Source organism: Frankia sp. KB5, assembly GCF_002099325.1.
GTDB lineage: Bacteria > Actinomycetota > Actinomycetes > Frankiales > Frankiaceae > Frankia > Frankia casuarinae.
This window is the reverse complement of record NZ_MRUJ01000018.1, coordinates 73,800-97,477: the sequence shown is the minus strand read 5'-3', so window position 1 is coordinate 97,477 and position 23,678 is coordinate 73,800. Positions and strand designations below refer to the sequence as shown.

Genomic DNA, 23,678 nt, shown 5'->3' with positions numbered 1-23,678 from the left:
AACGGTGGCGATCACCGGCCGTACCGTCGCACTGGCCCTGTTCGGGGCGCTGGTCGTCGTCCTGTCCCCCGCCCCGGGCCTGACCCTCGTGCTGGTCGACCTGGTGGTGGTGGGCTTGGTCGCCCTCGACCTCGCCCTGGCGGGTGGGGTCCGCACGCTGGAGTTCAGCCGCTCCGGACCGACCGCCGGGCGGCTGGGTCAGCCCGTTCCGCTGGTGCTCGGCGTCACGAACGGCGGCACCCGCACGGTGCGTGCCCACATCCGCGACGCCTGGCCGCCGTCCTCGGGGTCCCGGCCGCGGGAGCACCGGGTCACCGTTCCGGCGGGGGAGCGGCGCTTCCTGGAGACGACGCTGCATCCGACCCGGCGCGGCGACCGGGAGCCGTTCCGCATCACGATCCGTTCGCTGGGGCCACTCGGCCTCGCCGGCCGGCAGGGACGGCATCACTGCGCATGGCGGGTCCGAGTGCTGCCGCCGTTCACGTCACGCCGCCATCTGCCGGCCGCTCTCGCGCGGCTGCGGGAGGTCGAGGGCGAGGTCGCCATCCGCGGCGCGGGCGCCGGCTGCGAGTTCGACAGCCTGCGGGACTATGTGATCGGCGACGACGTTCGGCTGATCGACTGGCGGGGTACCGCCCGGCGCGGGACCGTCGTCGTCCGTACCTTCCGACCGGAGCGTGACCGCAGGGTCGTCTGCGTACTCGACACGGGTCGGACCTCGGCCGGGCGAATCGGCGATACCCCCCGACTGGACCACGCGCTCGACGCCGCGCTGCTGCTCACCGCGGTGGCGCTACGCGCGGGTGACCAGGTGGGTCTCGTGGCGCACGACAGCGTTCCTCGGATCACCCTGCCAGGCGGGCACGATCACGGGTTGCTCGCCCGGATGAGCGACGCGATGGCCACCCTGGAACCGGCCCTGATCGAGGCCGATCATGGCGGAATCGTGTCGACGGTGCTGCGCGGGACTTCGCGGCGGTCCCTGGTCGTCCTATTCACCGACCTGGTACCGGCGGTGATCGAGGAGGGGCTGCTCCCGGCTCTGCCGACGCTGGYCGCGCGGCACACTGTCGTGGTCGCGGCGCTGCGCGACCCGCGCGTGGACGAGATGACGACCGGCCGAGGTGACGTCCGTGAGGTGTACGCGGCCGCGGCGGCCGAACAGACTCTGCTGCGGCGACGGGAGCTCACCGAGACGCTGCGCCGCCGCGGGGTCGAGGTGGTGGACGCACCGCCGAGCGGCTACGCGGCGGCCGTCACCGACACCTACCTCACCCTGAAATCCCTCGGCCGGCTCTAGACGACTATCTCAGCGAAATCATCGAAGGTGATTTCGCGAGGTGCCGGCCGGGCCGGCCGGTGTCCCCGGATGGTTCCGTGGCGGTAGACGGTACTCTGACCAGCATGGTCCGGGGATGGCCGCTGCCAAGGCGGCGTCACGGGACATCGCACCGACCGCGTCGCGCCCTTGTCCAGGAGGCCGGTTTCCGCGGTTCTTGGCCGGCCGAGGCACACCATGCCCCTCCCACCGCCCGGCCCGAGGCCGGCGCGACCCGAGAGTCCGCGCTCCGGCGCCCATCCGCGAGGGTGGGGCATCTCAGGAGGTCTTCCATGCAACGCCCACGGCGGCCTGCCGCTCTCGCGCTGGTGGTCGCGGCGGTACTGGCACTCGCGTCCTGCGCGTCGTCGGGTGGTTCGACCCCGGGCTCGTCGGGCACCACCGGGTCGGCCTCCCTTCACCTGGTCAAGCCCGGCCAGCTGACCATCGCCACCGGCTCACCGGCATATGAGCCGTGGTTCGCCGACGGCAGACCGGAGAGCGGCCAGGGATTCGAGAGCGCAGTCGCCTACGCCGTCGCCGCGAAACTCGGTTTCACCGCGGCGCAGGTGCACTGGATGAACGTGCCGTTCAACAGTTCGTTCGCACCCGGCGCGAAGAACTTCGACTTCGACATCAACGAGATCTCGATCACGCCGGAACGGCGGCAGGCAGTCGACTTCAGCAGMGGCTACTACGACGTCGCGCAGGCCGTCGTGGCGCTCAGATCCTCACGTATCGCGCACGTGACGACTCTCGCCGGGCTGAAGAACGCCAAGCTCGGCGCCGCGATCGGCACGACGAGTCTGACCGCCATCAACAAGCAGGTGAAACCGGCAGCGCAGCCGGCCGTCTTCAACGACACCAACGAGGCCGAGACCGCGTTGGAGAACGGCCCGATCGACGGGATCGTCGTCGACCTGCCCACCGCGTTCAAACTGACCGCCACCGAGATCGAGAATTCCGTCATCATCGGTCAGTTTCCCTCGACCGGCGAGCCCGAGCAGTTCGGCCTGCTGTTCGAGAAGGGTAATCCGCTGGTGCGCAACGTCAACGCCGCGCTGGCGGAACTGACCGCCAGCGGCGAGCTCAGGAGGATCACCGAGCAGTGGCTTTCAACCACGGCCGGAGCCCCCGTTCTGAAAACCGATGGTGCTCGCCACCCATGAGATGGTGCCGGGTAGTCGGTGTACCCGCGCTCAGGCCACCGGGAGCAGGTCGGCGCCGCCGCGTCCGGTGTCGATGTCACCGGTCTCTCCGGCCGCGGCCGCCCGGCCGCCATACAGCCGGACGTAGGCGATGAAGCCGCCGAACGCTACCGCGCCGATCCCGATCCGGATCGCCGTGGGCAACCCCGACGGGGTCACGAACGCCTCGATCAGCCCGGAGGCGGCCAGCACGAGCGCCATCCCCATCGTGATGGCCACCGCCGCGCGCCCCTCGGCGGCCAAGGCCTCCACCCGCCTGCGCGGACCCGGCGCAATGATCGTCCAACCGAGACGCAGCCCGACCCCGCCCGCGACGAACACGACCGTGAGCTCCAGCAGGCCGTGCGGGAGGATCAGGCCGAAGAACTGCCCGCTCTCCCCACAGCTGGACATGTATCCGCCGACGACGCCGAGATTCAGCGCGTTCAGCAACATGACCAGCAGGGTCGGGAGACCCAGCAGCACCCCGGAGACCACCGCCTGCGCGGCCACCCAGGCGTTGTTCGTCCACACCTGGCTGGCGAAGGACGAGGCCGGATTCTCGGTGTAGTAGGACGCGAAGTCGTGGCGGCACAGATCCGCGACCGCGTCCGGCGCACGCAGGTTCGCCTGCACCTCGGCGTCGTGCACGACCCACAGACCGACGGCCAGCGCGACGAGCAGGGAACCGAGCGCCGTCGCGACAGCCCACCATCGGCGTTCGTACACGGCCACCGGAAACGTCACCGCGAAGAAACGGCCGACGACATGCCAGYCGGGGTCGGGTGCGCCGCCCACCGCCGCCCGGCCTCGCGCCACCAGGTTCGTCAGATCGTCGACCAGGGTCGTGTCGTACGACCGGCTGCGGATGACCGAGAGGTGGGTAGCCGTGCGCTGGTACAACTCGACCRGTTCGTCGAGCTCGTCCGGTGCCATCCGCCGCGGCCGGCCGGCCTTGTCGACGAGCCGACCAAGCCGGACCCATTCCGGACGGTGCACGGCGACGTACGCATCGAGATCCATGGCGGTCTCATCCTCCCAGCCCGTCGAGATCCTCCCAGACCTCGAGCCGCACGCGTCCGAACCGTCCTCACCGCCGTCGGCGGCACCACCCGGCGAGGAGGATCGAACCGGGCGGCGTAAGCCATAAGGTGATGTCCGGATACCCATCGAGGTCCCGGGGGGCCCAGATGAACCAGGTCGTCACGGGAAAGGGATCCGCCGGTCTCGCCGGCACGGGTGTCCTCACGGGTGAGGCGATCGTCACAGGTGAAGCGATCACCATCGAACTGCGGGTGGCTCGGCTGGGCTCCCGTCTGATCGCCGGCCTGCTCGACCTGCTCATCCAGCTCTACATCCTCTACGCGGTCGGCGCCGCGGCCCTGCTGATCGTGCGGCCCGACAACGACGCCCTGATCGCCGCGGTATTCCTGCTGGTCTACGTCGGCGTCGTGCTCGGGTATCCGGTCACCTGCGAGACRCTGACGCGCGGGCGGACCCTCGGCAAGATGGCCATGGGGCTGCGTGTCGTCCGCGACGACGGAGGTCCCATCCACTTCCGGCACGCGTTCGCCCGGGGTCTGGTCGGGGCGGTCGTCGAACGTCCCGGACTGCTACTGGGCCTGCCCGCGGTGATCAGCATGCTGGTGTCGAAACACGCGAAGCGGCTGGGGGACGTCTTCGCCGGCACGGTCGTCCTGCAGGCCAGCGTGCCGCGCCCTGGCGGAGCGCCGCCGTCCGTCCCGCCCCAGCTCGTCGGCTGGGCCGCCACCCTCGACCTCACCGGGTTGGATGATGCTCTGGCCCTGCGTGCCCGCCAGTTCCTCGGCCGGGCGCACGAGCTGTCCCCGCAAGCCCTCGAACGCCTCGGCAGCGGGCTGGTCCGGCAGGTGCGGGCCGTCGTGACACCACCGCCGCCGCCCGGCACGCCGGGCTGGGCCTACCTGTCCGCCGTGTTGGCCGAGCGAACCCGGCGTGCCTACCATCGGCTGACGGCGAACCGGCCGAGATCGATACCCTCTCCCGTCTTCTCCCCGTACCCGACGGCCCAGTACCCGACGGCCCAGTACCCGACGGCCCAGTACCCGACGGCCCAGTACCCGACGGCCCAGTACCCGACGGCCCAGTACCCGACGGCCCAAGACCAATCCCCGCCACCCCCCTACCCCACGGCCCCGCAACCCCCGCCGGGCCGGTAACCCCCGCCGCCCTCACCGGTCCCCGGCAGGCAGCCAGCCCATCATCCGGCCGCACCCGCCCGGACCAGCCGGGACACGCACCATCAGATCCACACTTCCTTAACGTCTGCTAAACAATGTGGGGCGTACCGCACACACCGGACGTGGCGGCTGGTCCGCCGGTGAAACGCTCGTCTAGCGTTACCTAGGAATCAGACCGTCCGCACCAACCGCCTCGAACCCGGCGCGCACCCGCTGCCACGTCGCACCGGGTTCGAGGCGGTGATGCCGGTGAGCGACCAAGTGCCGGCTCACGCATGCTGGACAGGTCCCAGGAAGACTCCGGCCCTTGCGCCGGTCCACGGAGGGGGTGACGTTGACGTCTGTCGGACGGGAGTCGAGCACTCCATCTCAAGCCACCCCGCCCCCGCGCGCGAGCAAGCCGGCCGACCCGAGCAAGCCGGCCCGGCCGGGTGTCCCGTCGCGCGCCGTCGCGCCGGAACGTGCCCCCGCCCCGCCCCGATCCGCCGCATCGCCCCGATCCGCCGCATCGCCCCGATCCGCCAGGCCGTCCCGATCCGCCAGGCCGGGCAACGTGGCGAGCGGCGTCACCTATGCGGACGACGGCGCTTCCGCGCGTCGCTCCCCCGGCGGCACGGGCGACGGTCCGGCCGCAGCCGGCGCGGCCGGGGCCGGTGGAGCGGGTAGGCCRCTCAACCCCCGTCCGCCCGTGAACCGGCGTCGGGTCCTGAAGAAGATGGGGCTGACGGCGATCGTTCTGGGGCTGGTCGTCGCGTTGTTGTCCCTGCCGTTCGTCGGTGCGGTCGGCCTGTTCGCCAAGGAAAGCGCGGACCACTTCCTCGGGCTGCCCGGCGAGCTCGTCACGCCTCCGTTGCCGCAGAGTTCGACGATTCTGGCCGCCGACGGATCAGTGATTGCCACGTTGCGCGGCGCCGAGAACCGCATCGTCGTGCCCGGCAACGAGATCCCGAAGATCATGCGCGAGGCGATCGTCTCGATCGAGGACGCCCGCTTCTACAAGCACGGCGGCGTCGACCCACAGGGCGTCTTCCGCGCCGCGCTGCGCAACAGCGAGGCCGGCGGAGTCGCTCAGGGCGGTTCGACGCTGACTCAGCAGTACGTCAAGAACGTGCTGCTGCAGAACGCCCGCACCACGCGGGAGYGAGAGGTCGTRGYCGGAGACTCCCTGGACCGCAAGATCCAGGAACTCCGGTACGCCCTGGACATCGAGAAGCGGTTCTCCAAGGACGAAATCCTGGAGCGCTACCTCAACATCGCGTATTTCGGTGACGGCGCGTACGGGATCGGCACCGCCGCCGAGCACTACTTCGGGGTGCCCATCTCCCAGGTCACCCTCGAACAGGCGGCGCTGCTAGCCGGGCTCGTGCAGAGTCCGTCCCGGTACAACCCCGCAGCTCACCCGGAGGCCGCGCTGGCCCGGCGCAACACCGTGCTGGACAAGATGGCCGCCGAGGGGTATGTCTCTACCACCCAGGCGGAGGCGGCGAAGCAGCTGCCGCTGAACGTCGTGAAAGCCCCGCCGCCAGCCGCGGACTCCTGCGAGACGTCGTCGGCGCCGTTCTTCTGCGACTACGTGCGCTCCCAGCTGCGGGYGAGCCCGGCGCTCGGTTCCACCCTGGAGGAACGCAACCGACGCATCTACGAGGGCGRCCTGGTCATCAGGACCACTCTCGACCCACTGGTGCAGCAGGCGGCGCAGGACGCCGTCAACTCGACCATATCGCCGAGCAACCGGGTGTCGGCGACCGAGGTCGTCATCCAGCCCGGTACCGGCAACATCCTCGCCATGGCAGTGAACCGGGTGTACGGCTCGAACACAGCAGCCAACCAGACGGTGGTGCCGCTGCCGACCAACGCCACCTTCCAGCCCGGGTCGACGTTCAAGACCTTCGTGCTCGCCGCCGCGCTCGAACAGGGCTACGGCACCTCGACGGCCTTCTACTCCCCGGCCTGCTACGAGAGCAAGAAGTTCCCGTTGGACCGCGGTGAGGGCGACTGCCCCAGGGGTTTCTCGAACTCCGATCCCGCCGAGGCCGGCATCTACGACATCCCCAAGGGCACCTGGGACTCGGTGAACACCTTCTACGTGCAGCTCGCGGAGAAGACCGGCATCCCGGCGGTCCTGGAGATGGCCAAACGCCTGGGCGTCACACCGCCGAAGGCGGACAAGATCGGCTCCACCGACGGGGCCACCGCCATCGGTGGCGGCCAGTACATGTACGTTTCCCCGTTGCAGATGGCCGACGCCTACGCGACGATCGCCGGCGGCGGGGTGCGCTGCACGCCCCGCTTCGCCACCGGGGCCGTCGACTCCAGCCACGACCCGATCGACATCGCCCAGCCGCCGCAGTGCGAACAGGTACTCGCCAAGGGTGTCGCCGACACCGTGACCAGCGTGCTCGCCGGCGTCCCGCTCCACGGGACCGGGACCAAGGCGGCCATCGACCGCCCCTCGGCGGGCAAGACCGGCACCACCGACGAGTTCTCGGCCGCCTGGTATGTCGGCTTTACCCCGCAGATCACCGCAGCGGTAGCCGTCGGCGATCCCATGGGAGCGGAGAGCCACCCGCTGCGGGGCGTCGTCGCCGACGGCCGGACCTGGCCCCGTGTCTTCGGCGGCGACCTGCCCGCGATCATCTGGAGCAAGTCGATGCGGGCCGCCCTAGCCAACCAGCCGGTAGTCCCGTTGCCCGGTGCCGATCCGACCGTCGCGCGCGGCATCAAGGGAGGTCTGCAGAACACCCCGCCAGCGCCGGCACCCGGTCAGGGCCTCGGCGACCTGTTGCAGAACCTGGGTCAGCAGATCTTCCCTGGCACGGGCGGGCAGCCGCAGGGAGGCGGCACCCCGCTCGGCCAGCCCGGCACGGACCAGAGCGGGCAGAACCAGGGACAGCCGCAGCAACCCCAGAACGGCGCCGAACCGGGATCCGGCAGAGGGGATCAGCCTGCCGCCCACTAGCCCGCCTTCCGGCGGTCTGTCAGCGCCTGAGGTCTGTCAGCGCCTGAGGTCGTGGGCGGCGGGTACCTGCACGGGATCGACCCCGAGCGCCAAGGCGAGATAAACGGCCGTGTAGTCGAACAGGCCGATGAGTGAGGCGAGCCGTTCCAACGGCCCGCCGCCGTCGGCGCGCAGTTCGGTGACGCCGACGCCTCGCTCGGCCGCCACCGCCACCGCCGCCTCGGCCTGCCGGGCGACATCCGGACGTTCGACGTCGGGATCGCGCAGCAGGACCAGGCGGAGCCGGATCGACTCGTCCTCCTCGGCGCGGTCGCGGAAGAAGTCGTCGAGGTCGTCGCGCGCCGGGTCGCCAGCCGCCGCGAGACCCGCCCCGAAGGCACCGTCGAACAGCGCGACCTGGTGGCGGGCGGGATGCGGCAGCGCCCCGGCGATGGCCGGATACTTCGCGCTCGTCGCGAGCTGGGTGACGGCACGTTCGGCCACCACGTTCGTCACCGGTGAGGTTCCCCAGATGAGCGGCAACGTACCGGCCAGCTCGAGCGCGAGCGTCTTCGCCGGATTGACGAACGACTCGCTGGACGAACGGCAACGGGTCGCGACGTCCTCGAGGCGGACGGCGGCCGCCTCGATCGCCTCGTCCGCCACCCGCGCGATACCCAGGGCCCGGGCGACGATGATCAGTGGCAGCGACAACGACCACAGGACGGCACGAGCGGGCCGCTCCGCCGAAGTCACGACGAGGGGCGCACCGGCCACCCCGGCCAGGTAGGCCAGGGGGGTGTCGGCAGGGGCGACCACGGCCACCCGCGCGCCGCGCCGGTTCGCCTCCTCCACCGCCGAACAGGTCTCCGCGGAGGCACCGGACGCCGACACCGCGAGGACGATGTCGGCCACCCCCACCCAGCCCGGAAGGCCGTAGGTGTGGTGACCGATGACGGGCACCGGGCTGGCCGGCCCGGCGACGGCGGCGAGCACCTCGGCGGCCAGCGCCGCGCCGCCCACACCCACCACGACGACCGCCCGGGGCCGTCCGTCGGCGGCGAGGCGACCGACCCCGGCCTCCTGGGCGAGGGTGGCACCGCGACGGACCTGGCGGGCGGCGGAGGCGATGTGCGGCAGGAGACCGCCGGCGTGACCGGCGTCGATCCGGGCGGTGTCGTCGAGGATCGCCTCGTCGAGATACACGTCGAGGCCGCGGCGTCAGTTCGACGCCGACGCGCCGGAGAACGGGATCGCCTCGTCGAGCAGCATCACCGGGATGTCGTCCCGCACCGGGAACGCCAGGTCGCAGGCGAGGCACACCAGCACGGGGGCGCCGCTCAGCTCGTCGGGCCGCAGCTCACCGTGCTTGCTGCACGGGCAGACAAGGATCTCCAACAGCAGCGGGTCGAGACTCATCAGGCTTCCCTTCCGCTCCGGATCCGAGCGAGGATCTCGTCGCGCAGCCGGTGCATCGTGGCGTCGTCGGGCCCCTCCACATTGAGCCGCAACAGCGGCTCGGTGTTGGACGGGCGGAGGTTGAACCAGGATCCGTCCGAGAAGGAGATCGTCAACCCGTCCAGGTGGTCCACGTCGGCAGCGTCCGGCGCGTACGCCTTCTCGATCACGTTCATCGCCRCCGCGGCGTCCGCGATCTCGGAATTGATCTCACCGGAYGCGCTGTAACGGGCGTACCCCCCGAGCAGCTCGGACAGCGGCCGGTCCTGGCTGCCCAACGCGGCGAGCACATGGAGCGCGGCGAGCATGCCGGAGTCCGCTCGCCAGAAGTCGCGGAAGTAGAAGTGACCGGAATGCTCGCCACCGAAAACCGCGCCGGTACGGGCCATCTCGGCCTTGATGAACGAGTGGCCCACGCGGGTCCGGACCGGGACCCCCCCGCGCTCGGTGACCAGCTCGGGGACCGCCCGGCTGACGATGACGTTGTGGATGATCGTGCCCCCCGGCTCCCGGGCCAGCTCGCGATCGGCCACCAGGGCGGTGATGGTCGACGGAGAGACGATCTCCCCCCGCTCGTCGACGACGAAGCAGCGGTCGGCGTCGCCGTCGAAGGCCAGGCCGATGTCGGCTCCGGAGCTGCGGACGGCGGCCTGCAGGTCCCGCAGGTTCGCCGGCTCGATCGGGTTCGCCTCGTGGTTCGGGAAGGAGCCGTCCAGCTCGAAGTAGAGCGGGATCACTGTCAGCGGCAGCCCGGTGAAGGTGGCCGGGACGGTCAGCCCGCCCATGCCGTTGCCCGCGTCCACGGCGACCGTCAGCGGCCGGATCTGCGCCAAGTCGACCAAGGTGCGCAGATGACGCACGTAGGAGTCCAGCAGGTCCCGCCGAGCCACGGTGCCGCGACGACCGGGACCGGCGGGAATGCCCGCCTCGATCATCGCGCGGATGTCGGCGAGCCCGGTCTCCTGGCCGATGGGTGCCGCGCCGGCCCGGCAGAGCTTCATGCCGTTGTACTTCGCCGGGTTGTGCGACGCGGTGAACATCGCACCCGGAATGTTCAGCGAACCGGCGGCGAAGTAGAGCAGATCGGTGGATCCCAGCCCGGCGGCGATCACGTCCGCGCCCTGGCTGGCCGCCCCTTCCGCGAAGGCCTCGGCGAGCGGGACCGACGACTCCCGCATGTCGTGCGCGGTCACGATCCGCGGGGCGCCGAGCAGCCGCACGAAGGCGGCTCCGGTGGCTCGGGCGACGTCGGCGTCGAACTCCGCCGGCACCACGCCACGCACGTCGTACGCCTTGAAGATCCGCGAGAGGTCACGCATCCCTTCCAACCCTTCTCCCTGGTGTCCCCCGGCACCGGGTGAATGGTGCCTCCCGGCCGCGCGGCCACTACTGCGACCGGCTCGGTTGACCTTATCCGCCGGGTCCGACACCGCTGGAACCGCGTCCGGGCGAACTCGCGCCGAACCACTCGCCGAACCACCGGTACCAGGACAAACGGAAGATCGGGACGACCACCTGACCGGGACGGCCAAGAGGTGGGAGCGCTCCGGATCAGGACGGGCTGGGAACGGCCCGCAGGTGACCCCGCCGGCCACCCGGGGGTGGGGCCTGCGGACCCTGCGGGGGCTCCGGCCCTCCCCGCCGGGACGCCTCACGCACGGCGTCCGCGAGGGCCTCCAGATCGTCCCCGGCCACCTCACGACCCCCCTCACGGGGTGCCTCGGCCTCGAGCCGGACCACAGCCCAGCCAAGCGGCACGGTGAGCCGATCCGCGTGGGTGCCGCACAGATCGTAGGAGTGTGGTTCGACGTACGGGGAGAGCGGGCCCAATACCGCCGTGGATTCCGCGTAGGCGTACGTGAGCGTGGCGACCGCGGCTGCGGAACAGGCCGAGCGGGAGCAGCGCCGAGGCTTCACGTTCCGGACGGTAGCCCCCGGAACGGACGACGGCCACCRCCTCGGGTCGTGTCGCGTGGCGCGACGACTAATCGTCACGCGGCGTCGACCATGCCATCGCGGCCCGCATACAATATCCCTCGTTCAGCACGTATCCAGAGCGATTTTGAGATCATGGACCGTCCTCGAGCTGGTAGCGATGGGGGATGGAGCGCAGGGATGTGACCGGAACCGTCGTTGCCGCGCCCACGGATCGGCGCACCACTCCGAGCGATGCCGGAAGCGGCGCGGAGTTCACCGCGATCGACGGACGACCGTCCATCCTTGAACGCTACGCTGACAGGGTGACCGAGCCCGAGCGGTTCCCGGCAGTCGCCCGGCCGATCCCGCCACGGCGCCGGCGCGACCGGCGCGGCCGTGGCATCCGGGGCACTCTCCTTCCGCCGGACGTGCCCGCCTACGCCACCCGCGGCGACCGCTTCGACGATCTCGTCTTGGACGCCGTCGAGCATCTCGACCACCGGTGGTCCACTGAGCTCGCGGACGTCGAGTTCGCCGTCGAGGACGTACCGCCGGTGGCGGTGACCGATGACGAGATCCCGCTCGCCCATTACCAGCCGGCCGGCGGCAAGGGTCGGTCGGGAACCCCGCGACGCATCGTCGTCTACCGCCGCCCGATCGAGGCGCGGGCCGTCGACAGCGAGGACCTGGCCGAGCTCGTCCTCGATGCGATCATCCACGAGATGGCTGAGATGATGGGGGTCGACCCCGCCGTGATCGACCCGGAGGGCCACGGCTGGGGCGACGAGGAATAGCGAGCAACAGCGAGGAACAGCCGAGCCGCGGTGGCTGGCCGGCCGCAGGACACCCACCACGAGGGAGACCGTGACCACCAGGAACGAGCCCGCTCGGGCGACGGCATCCGGCGCCCGGGTCCTGCCACTGCACGGTCAGGCGCAGTCGTACGCCTGGGGGTCCCCAACCGCGATTCCGAACCTGCTCGGGGCGGCCGCGACCGGTGAGCCGGTCGCGGAGCTGTGGCTCGGCACCCATCCGGTGGCGACGGCCCTCGCCGAGGACGACGGCATCCGCCGTCCGGCCACCGACCTCGTCGGTCAGCTGCCGTTTCTGCTCAAGGTGCTGGCCGCCGAGAAGGCGCTGTCGCTGCAGGTGCACCCGGACCTGGCGCAGGCCCGGGCCGGCTTCGACGCGGACGACGCGGCCGGTCTCGGCTTGGGCGATCCACGTCGACGTTACCGTGACCGGAATCACAAGCCCGAACTGATCGTCGCGCTGTCCCCGTTTCGGGCTCTCGCCGGCATGCGTGATCCCGGCCGGACCCTCGCCATCGTCGCCCGGCTGGGCTCACCGGCCCTCACCGCCGCCTTCCGACCACTGGCCGACGATCCCTCGGGCGGCGCCGCACAGGTGCTCCGCTCCCTGCTGACCATGCCGCGCGAACCCGCCCGTGACCTCGTTCGCGGCCTCGTAGCGACGGCCCGCCGGCTCGCCGCCGGCCCGTACGGCGCGGCAGCGCCGACGGCGCCGGGGCCGCCCAGCGCCGAAACGGACGACACGGCGACGGACGGGGCCGCGGTGGACGGCGCCGAAGCCGATGACGTCGCGCGGGCGGCCGATCTGATCGGTCTGCTCGCGGCCGCGCACCCGGGCGACGTCGGGATCGCGGCCGCCCTGTTGCTGAACGACGTCACCCTGCGCCCCGGGGAGGGGCTCTTCCAGCCCGCGCGGCTGCTCCACGCCTACGTCTCCGGCCTGGGTATCGAGATCATGGCGGCCTCGGACAACGTGCTGCGCGGCGGGCTCACCCCCAAGCACATCGATGTCGACGAGCTCCTACGCATCCTCGATCCCACTCCGAGCGCGGCACCGATCCTCATGCCCCGTACCCTCGCGGTCTCCTCCGGTGGTCTGCTCCGCGGCTGGGATGTCCCCGTCGGGGACTTCGCCCTCACCGAGGCGATCTGCACCGGGGGTGCCCTGGACGTGGGACGGCCCATGCTGCTGCTGGCCATCGAGGGTGCGGTCCGGGTGACCGGCACCGCCGACGACGKGACGACCGTCGCCCCGGTGGAGTTGCGCGGGGGCCGGTCCGCCCTGCTGGCCGGATCCGCCGCGTTGACCCTCACCGGCACCGGTCGGGTCTTTCTCGCCGCTTCCGGCCGCTGACGGGCGACGCCACCGACAGGGCGGGGTGCTGACGGCCCGGAAGACCGGAAACGTCACGAACCTCCCGCACGTCCTGGGAGGACGCCGACCGGTGCCCGGCCCGCCACGAGGCGAAGGTCGAAGGTCGGCGGACACAGGCCTAGCCGCGCTGATACAGGACGGTGGGATCCTCGATGGAGACCGGAGCGTCGAGGAGCCTCGACGCCCCCCACAACGGAACGACGGTGGAGATGCTCCGCGGCATCACGGGCTTGGGCATCCCGAAGGTCGACGACGCGGCGGTCGACGACGCGGAGCCGGTGGAGCCGGAGGAACCGGAGGGGGTAGGCCCACGGGGCGGATCCCCGGATACCCGGCCCTCCCCCGGCGTACCGGGGGGAGGGCCGATCACGGCGGTGGCCTCCAGCGGGCCGCCGACCGCGACAAGCCGTCCACCGGCCCGTCCGATCGGCATGCGGGCAGTCGCGACGGTGCCCGGCCGTACCCGTACCAGCTCGCCGTCGATCCACGCCGTGACCGCTCCCGCCGGAGCTGCGAGCACGACGACGCCGGTCGCGCCGGGCGGCACCGGTGGGAGGGAGACGACCGCGTCCGGCGCGGATCCCGCCCCGGCGGCCAGCCCCGTCGGCCCGGAGAGGCCGACCGCCTGGCCGTACGCGTCGAGCCCGCGCGGGTCGAGCGGAGGATCAAGGCTGGTGGCGCCGACCCAGGTGGATCCGCCGGCCGAGCCGGTCGACCGCTCTCCCGCCCGGCCCGACGGTGCGGCCAGTCCGGCGAGCACCGGTGCGTCATCGGCCGATTCGACCAGGACCGCCGAGGCGGCGCCCGCCGGCAGCGGCACGGGCGTGGTGATCGCACCCGTGGCGGGCACGACGACGGCCTCCAGGCCGATCGGCGTGTGCCGACCCGTACCCGTGAGGACCGTGATGCGCACCGTGGCCTCCCGCAACGGTGCGGCGAGCACCAGGTGCGCCGTCGAGGACGCTGACCCCGCCGGGACGACGACCCCGCCAAGCAGGAGACGCCGGGCCGGGGCGGAGGTGCTCGGGACAAGGYTCACCGGATCCGCACGCCCCGCCCGGTCCGTCCCCGGCACCGAGTCCGTACGCCCCGCGCTGGGCCGGTCCGCGACCCAGGTGAGAACCCGGCCGGAGCGCACCTGGACGTCGAGCGCGGTCGCGGTGGCCTCCGGTGCGAGGGAGGCGAGTCGCCGGATCACCGCGTGCTCCGGGGGCACGGTGATGTCCTGCGGCGACGTCGCCGGTCCGTCGGAAARCACCCGCACGTTGATCCGGGCCGGTTCATCTGCCAGATTCGACCAGATCACCACCGGATCCCGACCGGCCACGGTCGATGGTCCGGTGAACCAGACCCGGGCCCGGGACGGCTCGCAACGCGCCTGAATCGGCCCGACGCCGTCCATTGACCCGACGCCGTCTTTGTCCCGGGYCGTCACGGTGGCCGACAGTCCCCCGGCGGACGCACCCTGGGCGGTCACCAGGATCGATCCGCGGCTGCCCGCCACGCCGGTGACGGCGCTGCTCTCCGAGGGCCGCGGAAGGTCCAGGTGACGTCGACCACGGGCGTCCATCCGTAGTCCAAGCCCTTTGGTTGGAACCTCGGACCCCACCGTGGACACCCGCACCCGGCCCGTCGGTCCACCGCCGGCGGCCACGTCCAGGCCGAGCGAACGGGCCCGCCCGCCCGGCCCGTCCGGATCGGGTGCCACCAGCGTCAGGTCCGGGCAGGCCAGCATGGCGCCTGACAGCGGCCAGATCCGTCCCTTCCCGGCACCGGTGCTGGTGCTGGTGCTGGTGCCGGTGCCGGTGCCGGCGAGGAACGCCCCGGTCAGCCCGAGCAGTCCGAGGACCGCCAGCGGCAGCACCGTCCGCGAAACGACCGTCCGCGAAACGACCACGACGTGACACGACGGCCGCTGGTATGACGGCCGTTCGACCTTCCCGACCCGCCCCGGCTGCGTCGCAGCCGGGGGAGCCATCCGCCGCGACCGCATGACCGGGATTCCCAGCATGACCGGGATTCCCAGCAGGACGAGCGCGGCGAGTGCCGCAGCCTGGCCCACCACTGCCCGGTGGGGTGAAGTCCGGTCGTGGTCGATGCGGAGCCGACCGCCGTCGGGCGGCAGTTGGAATCCGGCTGCCCAGCCCCACGCCCGGAACGGAGCCAGCGGCCGGCCTTCCAGCCACGCGTGCCATCCGGCATCCGCCGGCACGGCGAGCACCAGGCAGCGTGCCGGGCCGGACCGGGCTGCGAGGGCGGGCAACCGCTCGCCGGAGGCCAACCGACGTACCGAGGAGGGCGCTGGCGGCAGCGGCGCCGAGAGGAGGGGAGGAACACCCGGCGCCGTACCGATCGGGCGGGTTGTCGGCCTCGTCGCCGCGGGAGCGGAGTGCCGCGCCACCGGCTCACGACGATCGGCCCGATCGGACTCCATCACCCAGGCCAGGGGTCCGCCCGCCCACCCGGATGCGTCCGGTCGCGGCGCGCCGGCCCCACCGGGCTCTCCCAAGGCCGTCGCACCACGGGCCGCAACGGCGGGGCGCCAGAGGATCGCCCCCGGGCGGGGACGATCCCGGATCAAGGACGGCGTCGCGTCCAGGCGGGCGACGAGCTGAGAGGCCGAGTCGACCGTAGGTACAGCGACCGATGTCACGCCCAGAAGCGGGAGCCAGCCGGCTGCCCGGCCACCGTTGGTGGCGAGGTCCGCGACCATGTCGGCGAGGAACCGGCCGGACCGCCGCGGGGTGCGGGCGCCGGCCTCGGGAAACGTCGGCCCGGACGCGGAGGCCAGGGTGTACCGGATCGTTCTGGCCGAGGCCGGTTGGTGCAGGACGAGGACGCGGGCACCCGGCCCGGCGGCGCGGGTCACGGCCGCGACCGCGTGGGCGAGGGCGGACCCCTCGACGCCGGCCGGGTTCGCCCCTGTGGTGTCGCCGGGCCGGGCCACGTCCACGGCCAGGAAGCGGGCGGCAAGGATCAGCGGCCCGACGAGGAGGAGCAGCGTCACGGGAAGGACCACCAGCACGGCCGTGCGCCGCCGGCGGCCCCGCTCCCGGCCCGCGAGGCGGCCGAACAACCAGCAGGCCAGACATCCACCGACGAAGCCGGCCACATCGGCCCTGGGTCCGCTGTCCGCACCGGCCAGCAGGGCCAGGGAGTACTGGGGCAACCGGGCCAGGGTGATCGCCGATTCGGTGAGGACAGCGACGGGATCCACCCGCAGGTCCGGAAGCACCGGTATGATCGTCGCGAGCAGAGCGACGATCATACCGGGCAGCCTGGACCGCGCGGTCAGGAACGCGACGACGACCAGGCCCGCCCAGGCGATGGCCAGCGTCGACGGGGCGCAGGCGATGAACCCGACCAGACAGATCGCGAGCGTCCACACCGGCCGGCCCGGCGCCCCACCGACGCCAAAGCCGGAGCCGTCCCGCCGGTCCCGCAGGACCGCGTCGGCGGCGGCGAGCACCAGGGGAAGGCCGATCACCGCGCCCACGGTGTCGGTGCGGCCGGCGAGGACCGACCCGGTCATCACCGGGTTCAACCCGTAGCCGGCGGCGAGCCCGAACCGGGCGATCGGATGTGGTCCCAGCCGGGCGAGGGCCCGGTAGACGCTCAGGCCCGCGAGCGCCGGGCCGGCCGCCAGCAGGATCCAAGCGGCCGGCGCCGGCCTCCCCCCCAGCAGAGTGGCTGCCGCGGCGAGCAGCGCGGTGAAAGGGGGTGCCGGCCCAGGACCACTCAGAGGTCCATCGGGCGCCCCCGCCCATCCAGACCACACGGCCGACCACAGGTTCCGGCTGCCTGCCGGGAGCGGCAGGCCCCCGCCGAGCATGTCCGCCGGCATCCCCCGCATGGCCAGGAGCCCGACGGCACCCAGCAGGGCCGCCAGGGTCGTCGGCGGCCAGGCCGGCCGGCGCGGGTGCACATCCGGTCTGGGCCCGGTGACCATCAAGGTGGTGTCGGCGACGTCTTCGGCGGCTCCGGCCCGATCAAGGAGATCATCGGCGCCGGCTCCGCGCCGCCACGGCAGGCGGGCCGGGAACAACGGGCGGACGGCCCGATGCGGCACCGCCCACGTGCGGGCGGCGCGCCGACGCATCCGGCGCAGCTGCCATGGCCGCCCCAGCACGGTACCGGCGAGCGTGAGCTCGGCGAGCGCCGCCCGGCGTCGGCCGCGCAGGAGCAGGCCGAGGGTGCGCACGACCGTTCCGACGAGCAGGGCGACCACCATCGCCGGAAACAGCACCGTCGCCGTGTTCGCCAGCCGGACCCGTAGAACCCCCGCGCGGTCGGCCGATGCCCTGGGGAAGGCCGGCCCCCCGGAAAAGGCTGAGGCCGAGGTCACGGTCACCGTGGCCGACGGGACGACGACGACCCGTAGGCCGGCACGGGCCACCCGCCAGCCGAGATCGATGTCATGACCACCATCGAGCTCGGGGTCGAGTCCACCCAGCAGTCGCCAGACCACCGCCCGCACGAGCATGCCCGAACACGCGACGGCGAGGACGTCACGTACCCCGTCACACTGTCCATGATCATCATAGTCCGGGCGAATTCCGGGATGCCGTCGCCCGGCCCGGTCGACGCTCACCCCGGCTTCAACCACCCGGGGTCTCGTCACCGGCCGGGACCGCGCACCTGCCGGTCCAGCGGAACCGCCCGCTCCGGCGGGTGGGACGAATTCGGCGGGTGGGGCGGATTCCGGAGCGCGGGCGAGCAGTTTGGGGCCGAGGACGGCGGCGCCCCGGTCCAGCCGGGCGTAGGCCAGCAGGGTGTGCAACGCGCCCGGGGTGGGGATCGCGGTGTCGTCGAGGAGCCAGACGAATCCGTGCTCCGGTGGGTTCCCCAGCCGAGCCAGCCCCACGGCTACGGCGGCGCCGAACGGTGTGGCGGACGGCACCTCTACGACGAGGGGCTCGGCGACCGGGTCACCGGCCTGAGCATCCGCRCCGTCGGTGCCCGGGTCGACGGGATGGTCGGCGGACGGGAGGCGACCCTCCCCGTCCAGGGGAGACGCGCGTTGCCGGGGAACGCATCCCCCGCCACCGAGCCGCACCTCGACGACCCGGTCCGGCGGTCTGGTCTGGGCACGCAGGGCGGCCCGGACCTGGGCGGCAACGTCGGGTCCACCACCCCCTCGACCGAGCACGCAGACCGCGACGACCGGCGGCCCCGCGTCATCGGCCACGGTCACCGCGGCGACCGTGGCCGCCTGTGACCTGCCCGGATCGCCCGTCATGCGCCGACCGCCGGTCACCGGTCGGGATCAGACCGCTCGGCGTCGCTGCTTGCGCCTCTCCCGCTCGGACATGCCGCCCCAGATCCCGAACCGCTCGTCGTTCTCCAGCGCGTACTCCAGGCACTCGGCCCGGACCTCACAGCCCGAGCAGATGCGCTTGGCCTCGCGGGTCGAGCCGCCCTTCTCCGGGAAGAACGCCTCGGGATCGGTCTGCGCGCACAGCGCGCGTTCCTGCCACTCCATCGCCTCGCCGAGAAGGTCCCCCATCCCCAGATCGATCACCTGGGCGAGGGCGGACCTCCCGGCCGATCCACCAAGATCCTCCAAGTCCTCGGTCTCGGCCTCGTCAGCCTCGTCAGCCTCGTCAGCCTCGTCGACATCGTCGACATCGTCGATGTCCTCRACGGAATCGTCCTGGATGTCCTCGACGAGGTCGGTGCCCTCGGCGACGGACCGACCGGTCAACTCGGGGAGGGCGGGAGCGGCCGTGGCCGGCACCCGCGCCCGCGGGACCGTTTCGGATGTGGCCCGGGTGTGCCGTTCGGTGAGCACCCGCTCAGGGTGATCAGCGAAYGGGTCATGCTCAGCGGGACGCTCRACGTCCGCGAGGACAGTGTGGACGCCCGCGTCGGCGTGCTCCATGTGGACTCCTCCAGACCCGTCGCGGTGCGGTCGGCCACCCCTGGGCGCCGGCGCGCAGGTGACTAGTTTCCACACCGGTCAGGCGACGCACTACCGCACGAACCCCGCCAGCGGGGGGAATGACACGCCGGTAATTACACGCTCCAGACTCGATCGCGTCAACCCCACCGTCGCAACATCTTCTACAACCAGCGATGAGACCATAGCTCACAGTCACTACAGCCTGTCGCCGAGGGTCCACGCAACCCTCCCTTCCGTCACTCTGCGCGATCAGACGGGTCGCGGCAACGRCATTATCCCGCCCAGATCTAAAGGGCATAAACCCCTAAAAGGGCAGGTCTGAGCTCGGGCAACCGCCGCAGGCGCATACCGATCAGCCGCCAGACCCGGCAACCCCAGCCCATTCGACTACGGAGAGTAGTTTTTGGTGATCAGAACTTGGCGGGTGTCAGGACACCACCGGCAGCATGGCCCGGACGGTGCGGCCCCGGGCAGCGCGAAAGCGCTCGTCAGGGATCCGGCCATACGTGGTGGTGCGTTGCCGAGCGGGACGACCCGCCCCCGCGGYCACCTCCTCGAGTTCGGCCACGGAGCGCCGCGAGCCGTGCTGCGAGCCGGCCATCCGACTGATCGTCTCCTCCATCAGCGTGCCGCCGATGTCGTTCGCCCCACCGGTGAGCACGGCCCGACAGCCCTCCACCCCGAGCTTGACCCAGGAGCACTGGATGTTGTCGATCGAGCCGTGCAGCAGAATGCGCGCCATCGCGTGCACAGCCCGGTTCTCCTGGCGGGTGGGRCCGGGACGAGCGACACCGGCCAGGTAGATCGGCGAGCTGTGATGGACGAAGGGGAGGGCCACGAACTCGGTGAAGCCGCCGGTGGAGTCCTGGATGCGCCGTAGCAGGCGCAGATGGGCCACCCAGTGTGCGGGGGTGTCCACGTGCCCGTACATCATCGTGGCCGAGGAGCGCAGGCCGACCCGGTGCGCGGTGGTCRCCACCTCGACCCAGCTCGCCGCGGGCAGCTTGCCCTTCGTCAGCACCCAACGGACATCGTCGTCGAGGATCTCCGCCGCGGTGCCGGGGATCGTGTCGACGCCGGCCTCACGGGCCGCGGTGAGCCAGTCGCCGATCGACAGGCCGGTGCGGGTGACGCCGTTGAGAACCTCCATCGGCGAGTAGGCGTGCAGATGCAACCCCGGCGCCTGCCGCTTGATCTCACGGGCAAGATCGAAGTACGCGGCGCCCGGTAGATCGGGATGGATCCCGCCCTGGACGCAGACCTCGGTCGCGCCGACCGCCCAGGCCTGCGCCGCCCGGCTGCCCACCTCGTCCAAGGACAGCGTGTAGGCGTCGGCGTCCCCACGGCGTTGCGCGAACGCGCAGAACCGGCATCCGGTGTAGCAGACGTTGGTGAAGTTGATGTTGCGGTTGACGACGTAGGTGACGTCCTCGCCCACGACGTCGCGGCGCAATCCGTCCGCGAGCGCGCAGAGCTCCTCCAGGGCGGCGCCGTCCGCGCCGAACAGGGTCAGCGCCTCGGCGTCGGTGATCCCGGCCGGATCGGACCCGGCGTGGCGCAGGGCGGCGAGCATGTCGGGGTCGATCCGCCGCATGGCACCGGCACCGGCAGCCGCGCCGGCCCGGCTCGCGATGGCCCGGCTGCCCGTGCCGACGACTCCGTCAACCCCCGTCCCGGCCGCGCTGACCTGTGCCCGAAGCGACTCCCAGTCACCGTAGACCGTGTCGAAGTCCGCCCGTTTCTCGCTGCGGCGCCCGACCGTGTCGACCGCGGCGTGCAGATCGGTGCGGCCGGTGTCAGCGAGTCCGCCGTCGGGCTCCTGCCAGGGGCGGCCGACCGGGAGCACGCCGTCGGCGAGCAGGCCGTCCACGCCGGCCAACGCCCCGACGTGTCCGGCCAGGCGCGGGTCGATCCACGGTTCACCGAGATGGGAGGGGTAGACGGTGAGCCGGGGCCGCAGCGTGAACCCGGCCTGCGCCGTCACGGCCGCCAGGACGTCCAGGTCCGGCCAGGGCCGCTCGGGGTTGACGTGGTCGGGGGTGACCGGGGAGACGCCGCCCCAGTCGTCGATGCCGGCCGAAAGCAGCAGGGCGCACTCCACGGTGTCAACGAGGTTCGGCGGAGCCTGCACCCGCATCGTGGGGCCCAGCACCAGCCGGGTGACCGCGACGGCCGCGGCCAACTCCTCGGCACCGACGTCGGGCGCGGAGCGCATCGCGGTGTCGTCCTTGGCGCGGAAATTCTGGACGATCACCTCCTGGATCGACCCATAGCGGCGGGCCAGACCTCGAAGCTCGAAGATCGTCTCGGCCCGCTCCGTCCGGGTCTCCCCGATGCCGAGCAGCAGGCCGGTCGTGAACGGGATCGACAACCGCCCGGCGTCGGTGAGGACCCGCAGGMGGACGGCCGGGTCCTTGTCGGGTGATCCGTAGTGCGCCCCGCCCGGCTCCGACCACAGGCGGGTCGCGGTCGTCTCCAGCATCATCCCCATCGACGGGGCCACCGGCTTGAGCCGGGCGAGTTCCACCCAGCTCAGTACACCCGGGTTGAGGTGCGGAAGCAGACCGGTCTCCTCCAGCACGGCGATCGCGACGGCACGCAGGTAACCCAGCGTCGAGTCGTAGCCGTGGGCGTCGAGCCATTCCCGGGCCGCCGGCCACCGATCCTCGGGACGATCACCAAGCGTGAACAGCGCCTCGGCGCAGCCCGCCGCGGCGCCCGCCCGGGCGATGCCGAGCACCTCGTCCACCGTGAGGTAGGGGGCGGGCAACCGGTGCGGCACGGTGGCGAAGGTGCAGTAGTGGCAGCGGTCCCGGCACAACCGGGTCAACGGGATGAACACCTTCGGCGAGTAGGTGACGACACCCGGCCGCCCGATCGACGCCAGACCCGCGTCGCGGACCCCGGCCGCCGAGCGGCACAGGTCCGCGAGGTCATCGCCGCGCGCGGCCAGCAGAATGGTGGCCTCTACCACGTCGAGCGTGGCGCCGTCCCGGGCCCGGCGCAGCGCCCGGCGCAGCGCCGACGGGGACGGTGGGGAACTGGATTCGGCACCGCTGGATTCGGCACCGCTGGATTCGGCACCGCTGGATGTCGCCGCCGTACTCATCATGAATTCCTCTGATTCTCCGGCGGCGCCCCCGGCGCCCGGCAGGTGAACCGGTCCGGTCGGTGGCCATCGGGATCGAAGGGATGCGGTGTCGAAACGGTACTGAGCGGTTCGGGAGGAAACCCGGTCGGCCCGGAGTCAGGGGGTCACGCGGCCGGCCGCACGCCACCCGGTGGCGGGTCTGCGCAGCCGGTCGAGCGTGCCGATCAACATATTCGTCCGCCGGCGCGAGGCCAGCGTCTCGACCAGAGCCTGYGTCCGGTCGGCTCGCCGGCCGGCGCCGGCGACGTCGGACCCGTCCGGCGTCGTACCGGTGGTCTGTCGCATCTGGGCCCGGCGGGCGGCCACGACCTGGGGGGCGCGGACCCCAGCAAGCGCGCGATTAAGGGAGGCAGACAGGGCTTCGAGGCTCTTGGTGGTTCTGATATCGGACATGACGGTCCTTCCAGCAACGTAGAGAGCTGGGATTCACTCTCACAGCTCTCTCTAATCGGAATCAAGAGAAAGACGGTGAGCAGGACACATCCGCCCGAGACGTCCACCGGACCCCGCTACCCGAGCCCGGCCGGAGTGCACCCACCGACACCGGGACACGATTCCGATCATGCCGGCGTCGGGACGGCGCCGGCGTGCGCCGGCGTACCGCACGGGGGCTACCACTACTGGGCATCGATTTTCTCCTGCCCCACCATGGGAGTCGTTACGCTGATCAGGTGCCACGCAACCGCCAGGAGGTTCCCCGCGAGGAACGGATCGATGCGTTGCTCACCGTCGCCGAGGAGCAGTTCCTGGCCCGCGGGTTCGCCGGGAYGTCCATCGCGGAGATCGCCCGTTCCGCCGGCATCGAACCGGGCTCCGTCTACTGGTATTTTCGGTCGAAGGACCACGCCTTCGCGGCGGTGCTGAACCGACTGCTCGACGTTGAGGTCGACCGGATCGCCGCGTTACCCGGAGACCCGGCGGCGAAGCTCTTCCTTGCCCTGGACTCGGTCGAGCGGCGCCGCACGCTGCATCCCTGTGTCGCCGAACGCGCCCCGCACGCCGCGCCGGTCATGGAGTACCACGAGCGGCTGCACGGGCTCGCGCTCGCCGCGGTGCACGACTTCGTGCCCGAACCCGATCGGGAGCTCGCGGCGGACGCGGTGGTCGCCACCATCGAGGGCGGGCTCGCCAACCCTGCACCCTCCCGGCCGACCAGCCATCTCGTGCACTTTCTGCTCTCGGCCTTCTGCACGGACACGCCGATACCGGCGAAGCCGGAGTTCCACGGATGGATGACGCCGTTGTTCGCCCGACCGAGGCTCGGTTAGGAACCCCGACCGAGGCTCGGTCAGGAACACGACCGGCGCGCCCGCCCCGGTCCGGAGAAATCCGTCCGTGGCCCGGCGGTGGCCGCTATCACCCCGGCCGGGAGATCCACCACCGCCCACCGGTGCCCCATCC

At 72.0% G+C, this 23,678-nt stretch carries 16 protein-coding genes; 7 read left to right on the top strand and 9 right to left on the bottom strand.

Features of this window, described 5'->3' with window-relative positions:
• Positions 1 to 4: 4 nt before the first annotated feature.
• Together KBI5_RS01975 and KBI5_RS01970 are read left to right on the top strand one after the other, a co-directional pair.
• A complete protein-coding gene (locus KBI5_RS01975; RefSeq protein WP_085014146.1) occupies positions 5 to 1,300 on the top strand; it encodes a DUF58 domain-containing protein in 1,296 nt (431 codons plus the stop codon).
• A 311-nt stretch (positions 1,301 to 1,611) separates the two neighbouring features.
• Complete coding sequence (locus KBI5_RS01970) at positions 1,612 to 2,487, top strand: ABC transporter substrate-binding protein (RefSeq protein ID WP_085014145.1); 876 nt, start codon at positions 1,612 to 1,614, stop codon at positions 2,485 to 2,487.
• 30 nt (positions 2,488 to 2,517) lie between these two features.
• On the opposite strand, the gene KBI5_RS01965 is transcribed toward KBI5_RS01970, so the two are convergent.
• Positions 2,518 to 3,528, bottom strand: coding sequence for a stage II sporulation protein M (locus tag KBI5_RS01965; protein ID WP_085014144.1), 1,011 nt, complete (start codon positions 3,526 to 3,528; stop codon positions 2,518 to 2,520).
• Between the two features lie 167 nt (positions 3,529 to 3,695).
• Between KBI5_RS01965 and KBI5_RS01960 the strand changes: the two genes are divergently transcribed.
• The gene (locus tag KBI5_RS01960) at positions 3,696 to 4,703 is read left to right on the top strand and encodes an RDD family protein (RefSeq protein ID WP_085014143.1); all 1,008 of its coding nucleotides are present in this window, start codon (positions 3,696 to 3,698) and stop codon (positions 4,701 to 4,703) included.
• Between the two features lie 736 nt (positions 4,704 to 5,439).
• Positions 5,440 to 7,683 carry a transglycosylase domain-containing protein gene (locus KBI5_RS01955; RefSeq protein ID WP_241882606.1) on the top strand — a complete coding sequence of 748 codons (2,244 nt, stop codon included), beginning with the start codon at positions 5,440 to 5,442 and terminating at the stop codon, positions 7,681 to 7,683.
• 36 nt (positions 7,684 to 7,719) lie between these two features.
• Here the strand turns inward: KBI5_RS01955 and KBI5_RS01950 are convergent, their stop codons facing one another.
• The 4 genes from KBI5_RS01950 to KBI5_RS01935 form a co-directional block, all read right to left on the bottom strand.
• Positions 7,720 to 8,868, bottom strand: coding sequence for an SIS domain-containing protein (locus tag KBI5_RS01950; protein ID WP_011435206.1), 1,149 nt, complete (start codon positions 8,866 to 8,868; stop codon positions 7,720 to 7,722).
• A gap of 15 nt (positions 8,869 to 8,883) precedes the next feature.
• A complete protein-coding gene (locus KBI5_RS01945; RefSeq protein ID WP_011435205.1) occupies positions 8,884 to 9,081 on the bottom strand; it encodes a Trm112 family protein in 198 nt (65 codons plus the stop codon).
• On the bottom strand, positions 9,081 to 10,439 hold the full coding sequence (locus KBI5_RS01940) for a phosphomannomutase/phosphoglucomutase (protein ID WP_085014142.1): 1,359 nt from the start codon (positions 10,437 to 10,439) through the stop codon (positions 9,081 to 9,083). The genes KBI5_RS01945 and KBI5_RS01940 overlap by 1 nt, the downstream gene beginning before the upstream one ends.
• A 232-nt stretch (positions 10,440 to 10,671) precedes the next feature.
• Positions 10,672 to 11,037 (bottom strand): DUF3499 domain-containing protein, encoded by a 366-nt coding sequence (locus KBI5_RS01935; protein WP_035908204.1) that lies wholly within the window; start codon positions 11,035 to 11,037, stop codon positions 10,672 to 10,674.
• Between the two features lie 401 nt (positions 11,038 to 11,438).
• Here KBI5_RS01935 and KBI5_RS28570 point away from each other — a divergent pair, with 401 nt between their 5' ends.
• Both KBI5_RS28570 and KBI5_RS01925 read left to right on the top strand, forming a co-directional pair.
• Positions 11,439 to 11,831, top strand: coding sequence for a metallopeptidase family protein (locus KBI5_RS28570; RefSeq protein WP_035940918.1), 393 nt, complete (start codon positions 11,439 to 11,441; stop codon positions 11,829 to 11,831).
• A 70-nt stretch (positions 11,832 to 11,901) separates the two neighbouring features.
• A complete protein-coding gene (locus tag KBI5_RS01925; RefSeq protein WP_085014141.1) occupies positions 11,902 to 13,203 on the top strand; it encodes a type I phosphomannose isomerase catalytic subunit in 1,302 nt (433 codons plus the stop codon).
• Between the two features lie 139 nt (positions 13,204 to 13,342).
• Here KBI5_RS01925 and KBI5_RS27500 read toward each other — a convergent pair whose 3' ends face one another.
• From KBI5_RS27500 to KBI5_RS01905, 4 genes are all read right to left on the bottom strand, one after another.
• The gene (locus tag KBI5_RS27500; protein WP_241882602.1) at positions 13,343 to 18,463 is read right to left on the bottom strand and encodes a DUF5719 family protein; all 5,121 of its coding nucleotides are present in this window, start codon (positions 18,461 to 18,463) and stop codon (positions 13,343 to 13,345) included.
• Between the two features lie 27 nt (positions 18,464 to 18,490).
• Positions 18,491 to 19,105: a WhiB family transcriptional regulator gene (locus KBI5_RS28345; protein WP_023839905.1), complete on the bottom strand. Its 615-nt coding sequence runs from the start codon at positions 19,103 to 19,105 to the stop codon at positions 18,491 to 18,493.
• Between the two features lie 448 nt (positions 19,106 to 19,553).
• The gene (locus KBI5_RS01910) at positions 19,554 to 22,238 is read right to left on the bottom strand and encodes a bifunctional FO biosynthesis protein CofGH (RefSeq protein WP_085014140.1); all 2,685 of its coding nucleotides are present in this window, start codon (positions 22,236 to 22,238) and stop codon (positions 19,554 to 19,556) included.
• Between the two features lie 135 nt (positions 22,239 to 22,373).
• The gene (locus KBI5_RS01905) at positions 22,374 to 22,670 is read right to left on the bottom strand and encodes a hypothetical protein (protein WP_011435197.1); all 297 of its coding nucleotides are present in this window, start codon (positions 22,668 to 22,670) and stop codon (positions 22,374 to 22,376) included.
• A gap of 278 nt (positions 22,671 to 22,948) precedes the next feature.
• On the opposite strand from KBI5_RS01905, the gene KBI5_RS01900 reads away from it, so the two are divergent.
• Positions 22,949 to 23,545, top strand: a complete 597-nt coding sequence (locus tag KBI5_RS01900) for a TetR/AcrR family transcriptional regulator (protein ID WP_085014139.1) — start codon at positions 22,949 to 22,951, stop codon at positions 23,543 to 23,545.
• Positions 23,546 to 23,678 lie beyond the last annotated feature (133 nt).

Excerpts from the sequence above, each read along its gene's own strand:
- KBI5_RS01945 (WP_011435205.1), bottom strand. The coding sequence starts at position 9,081 with ATGAGTCTCGACCCGCTGCTGTTGGAGATCCTTGTCTGCCCGTGCAGC.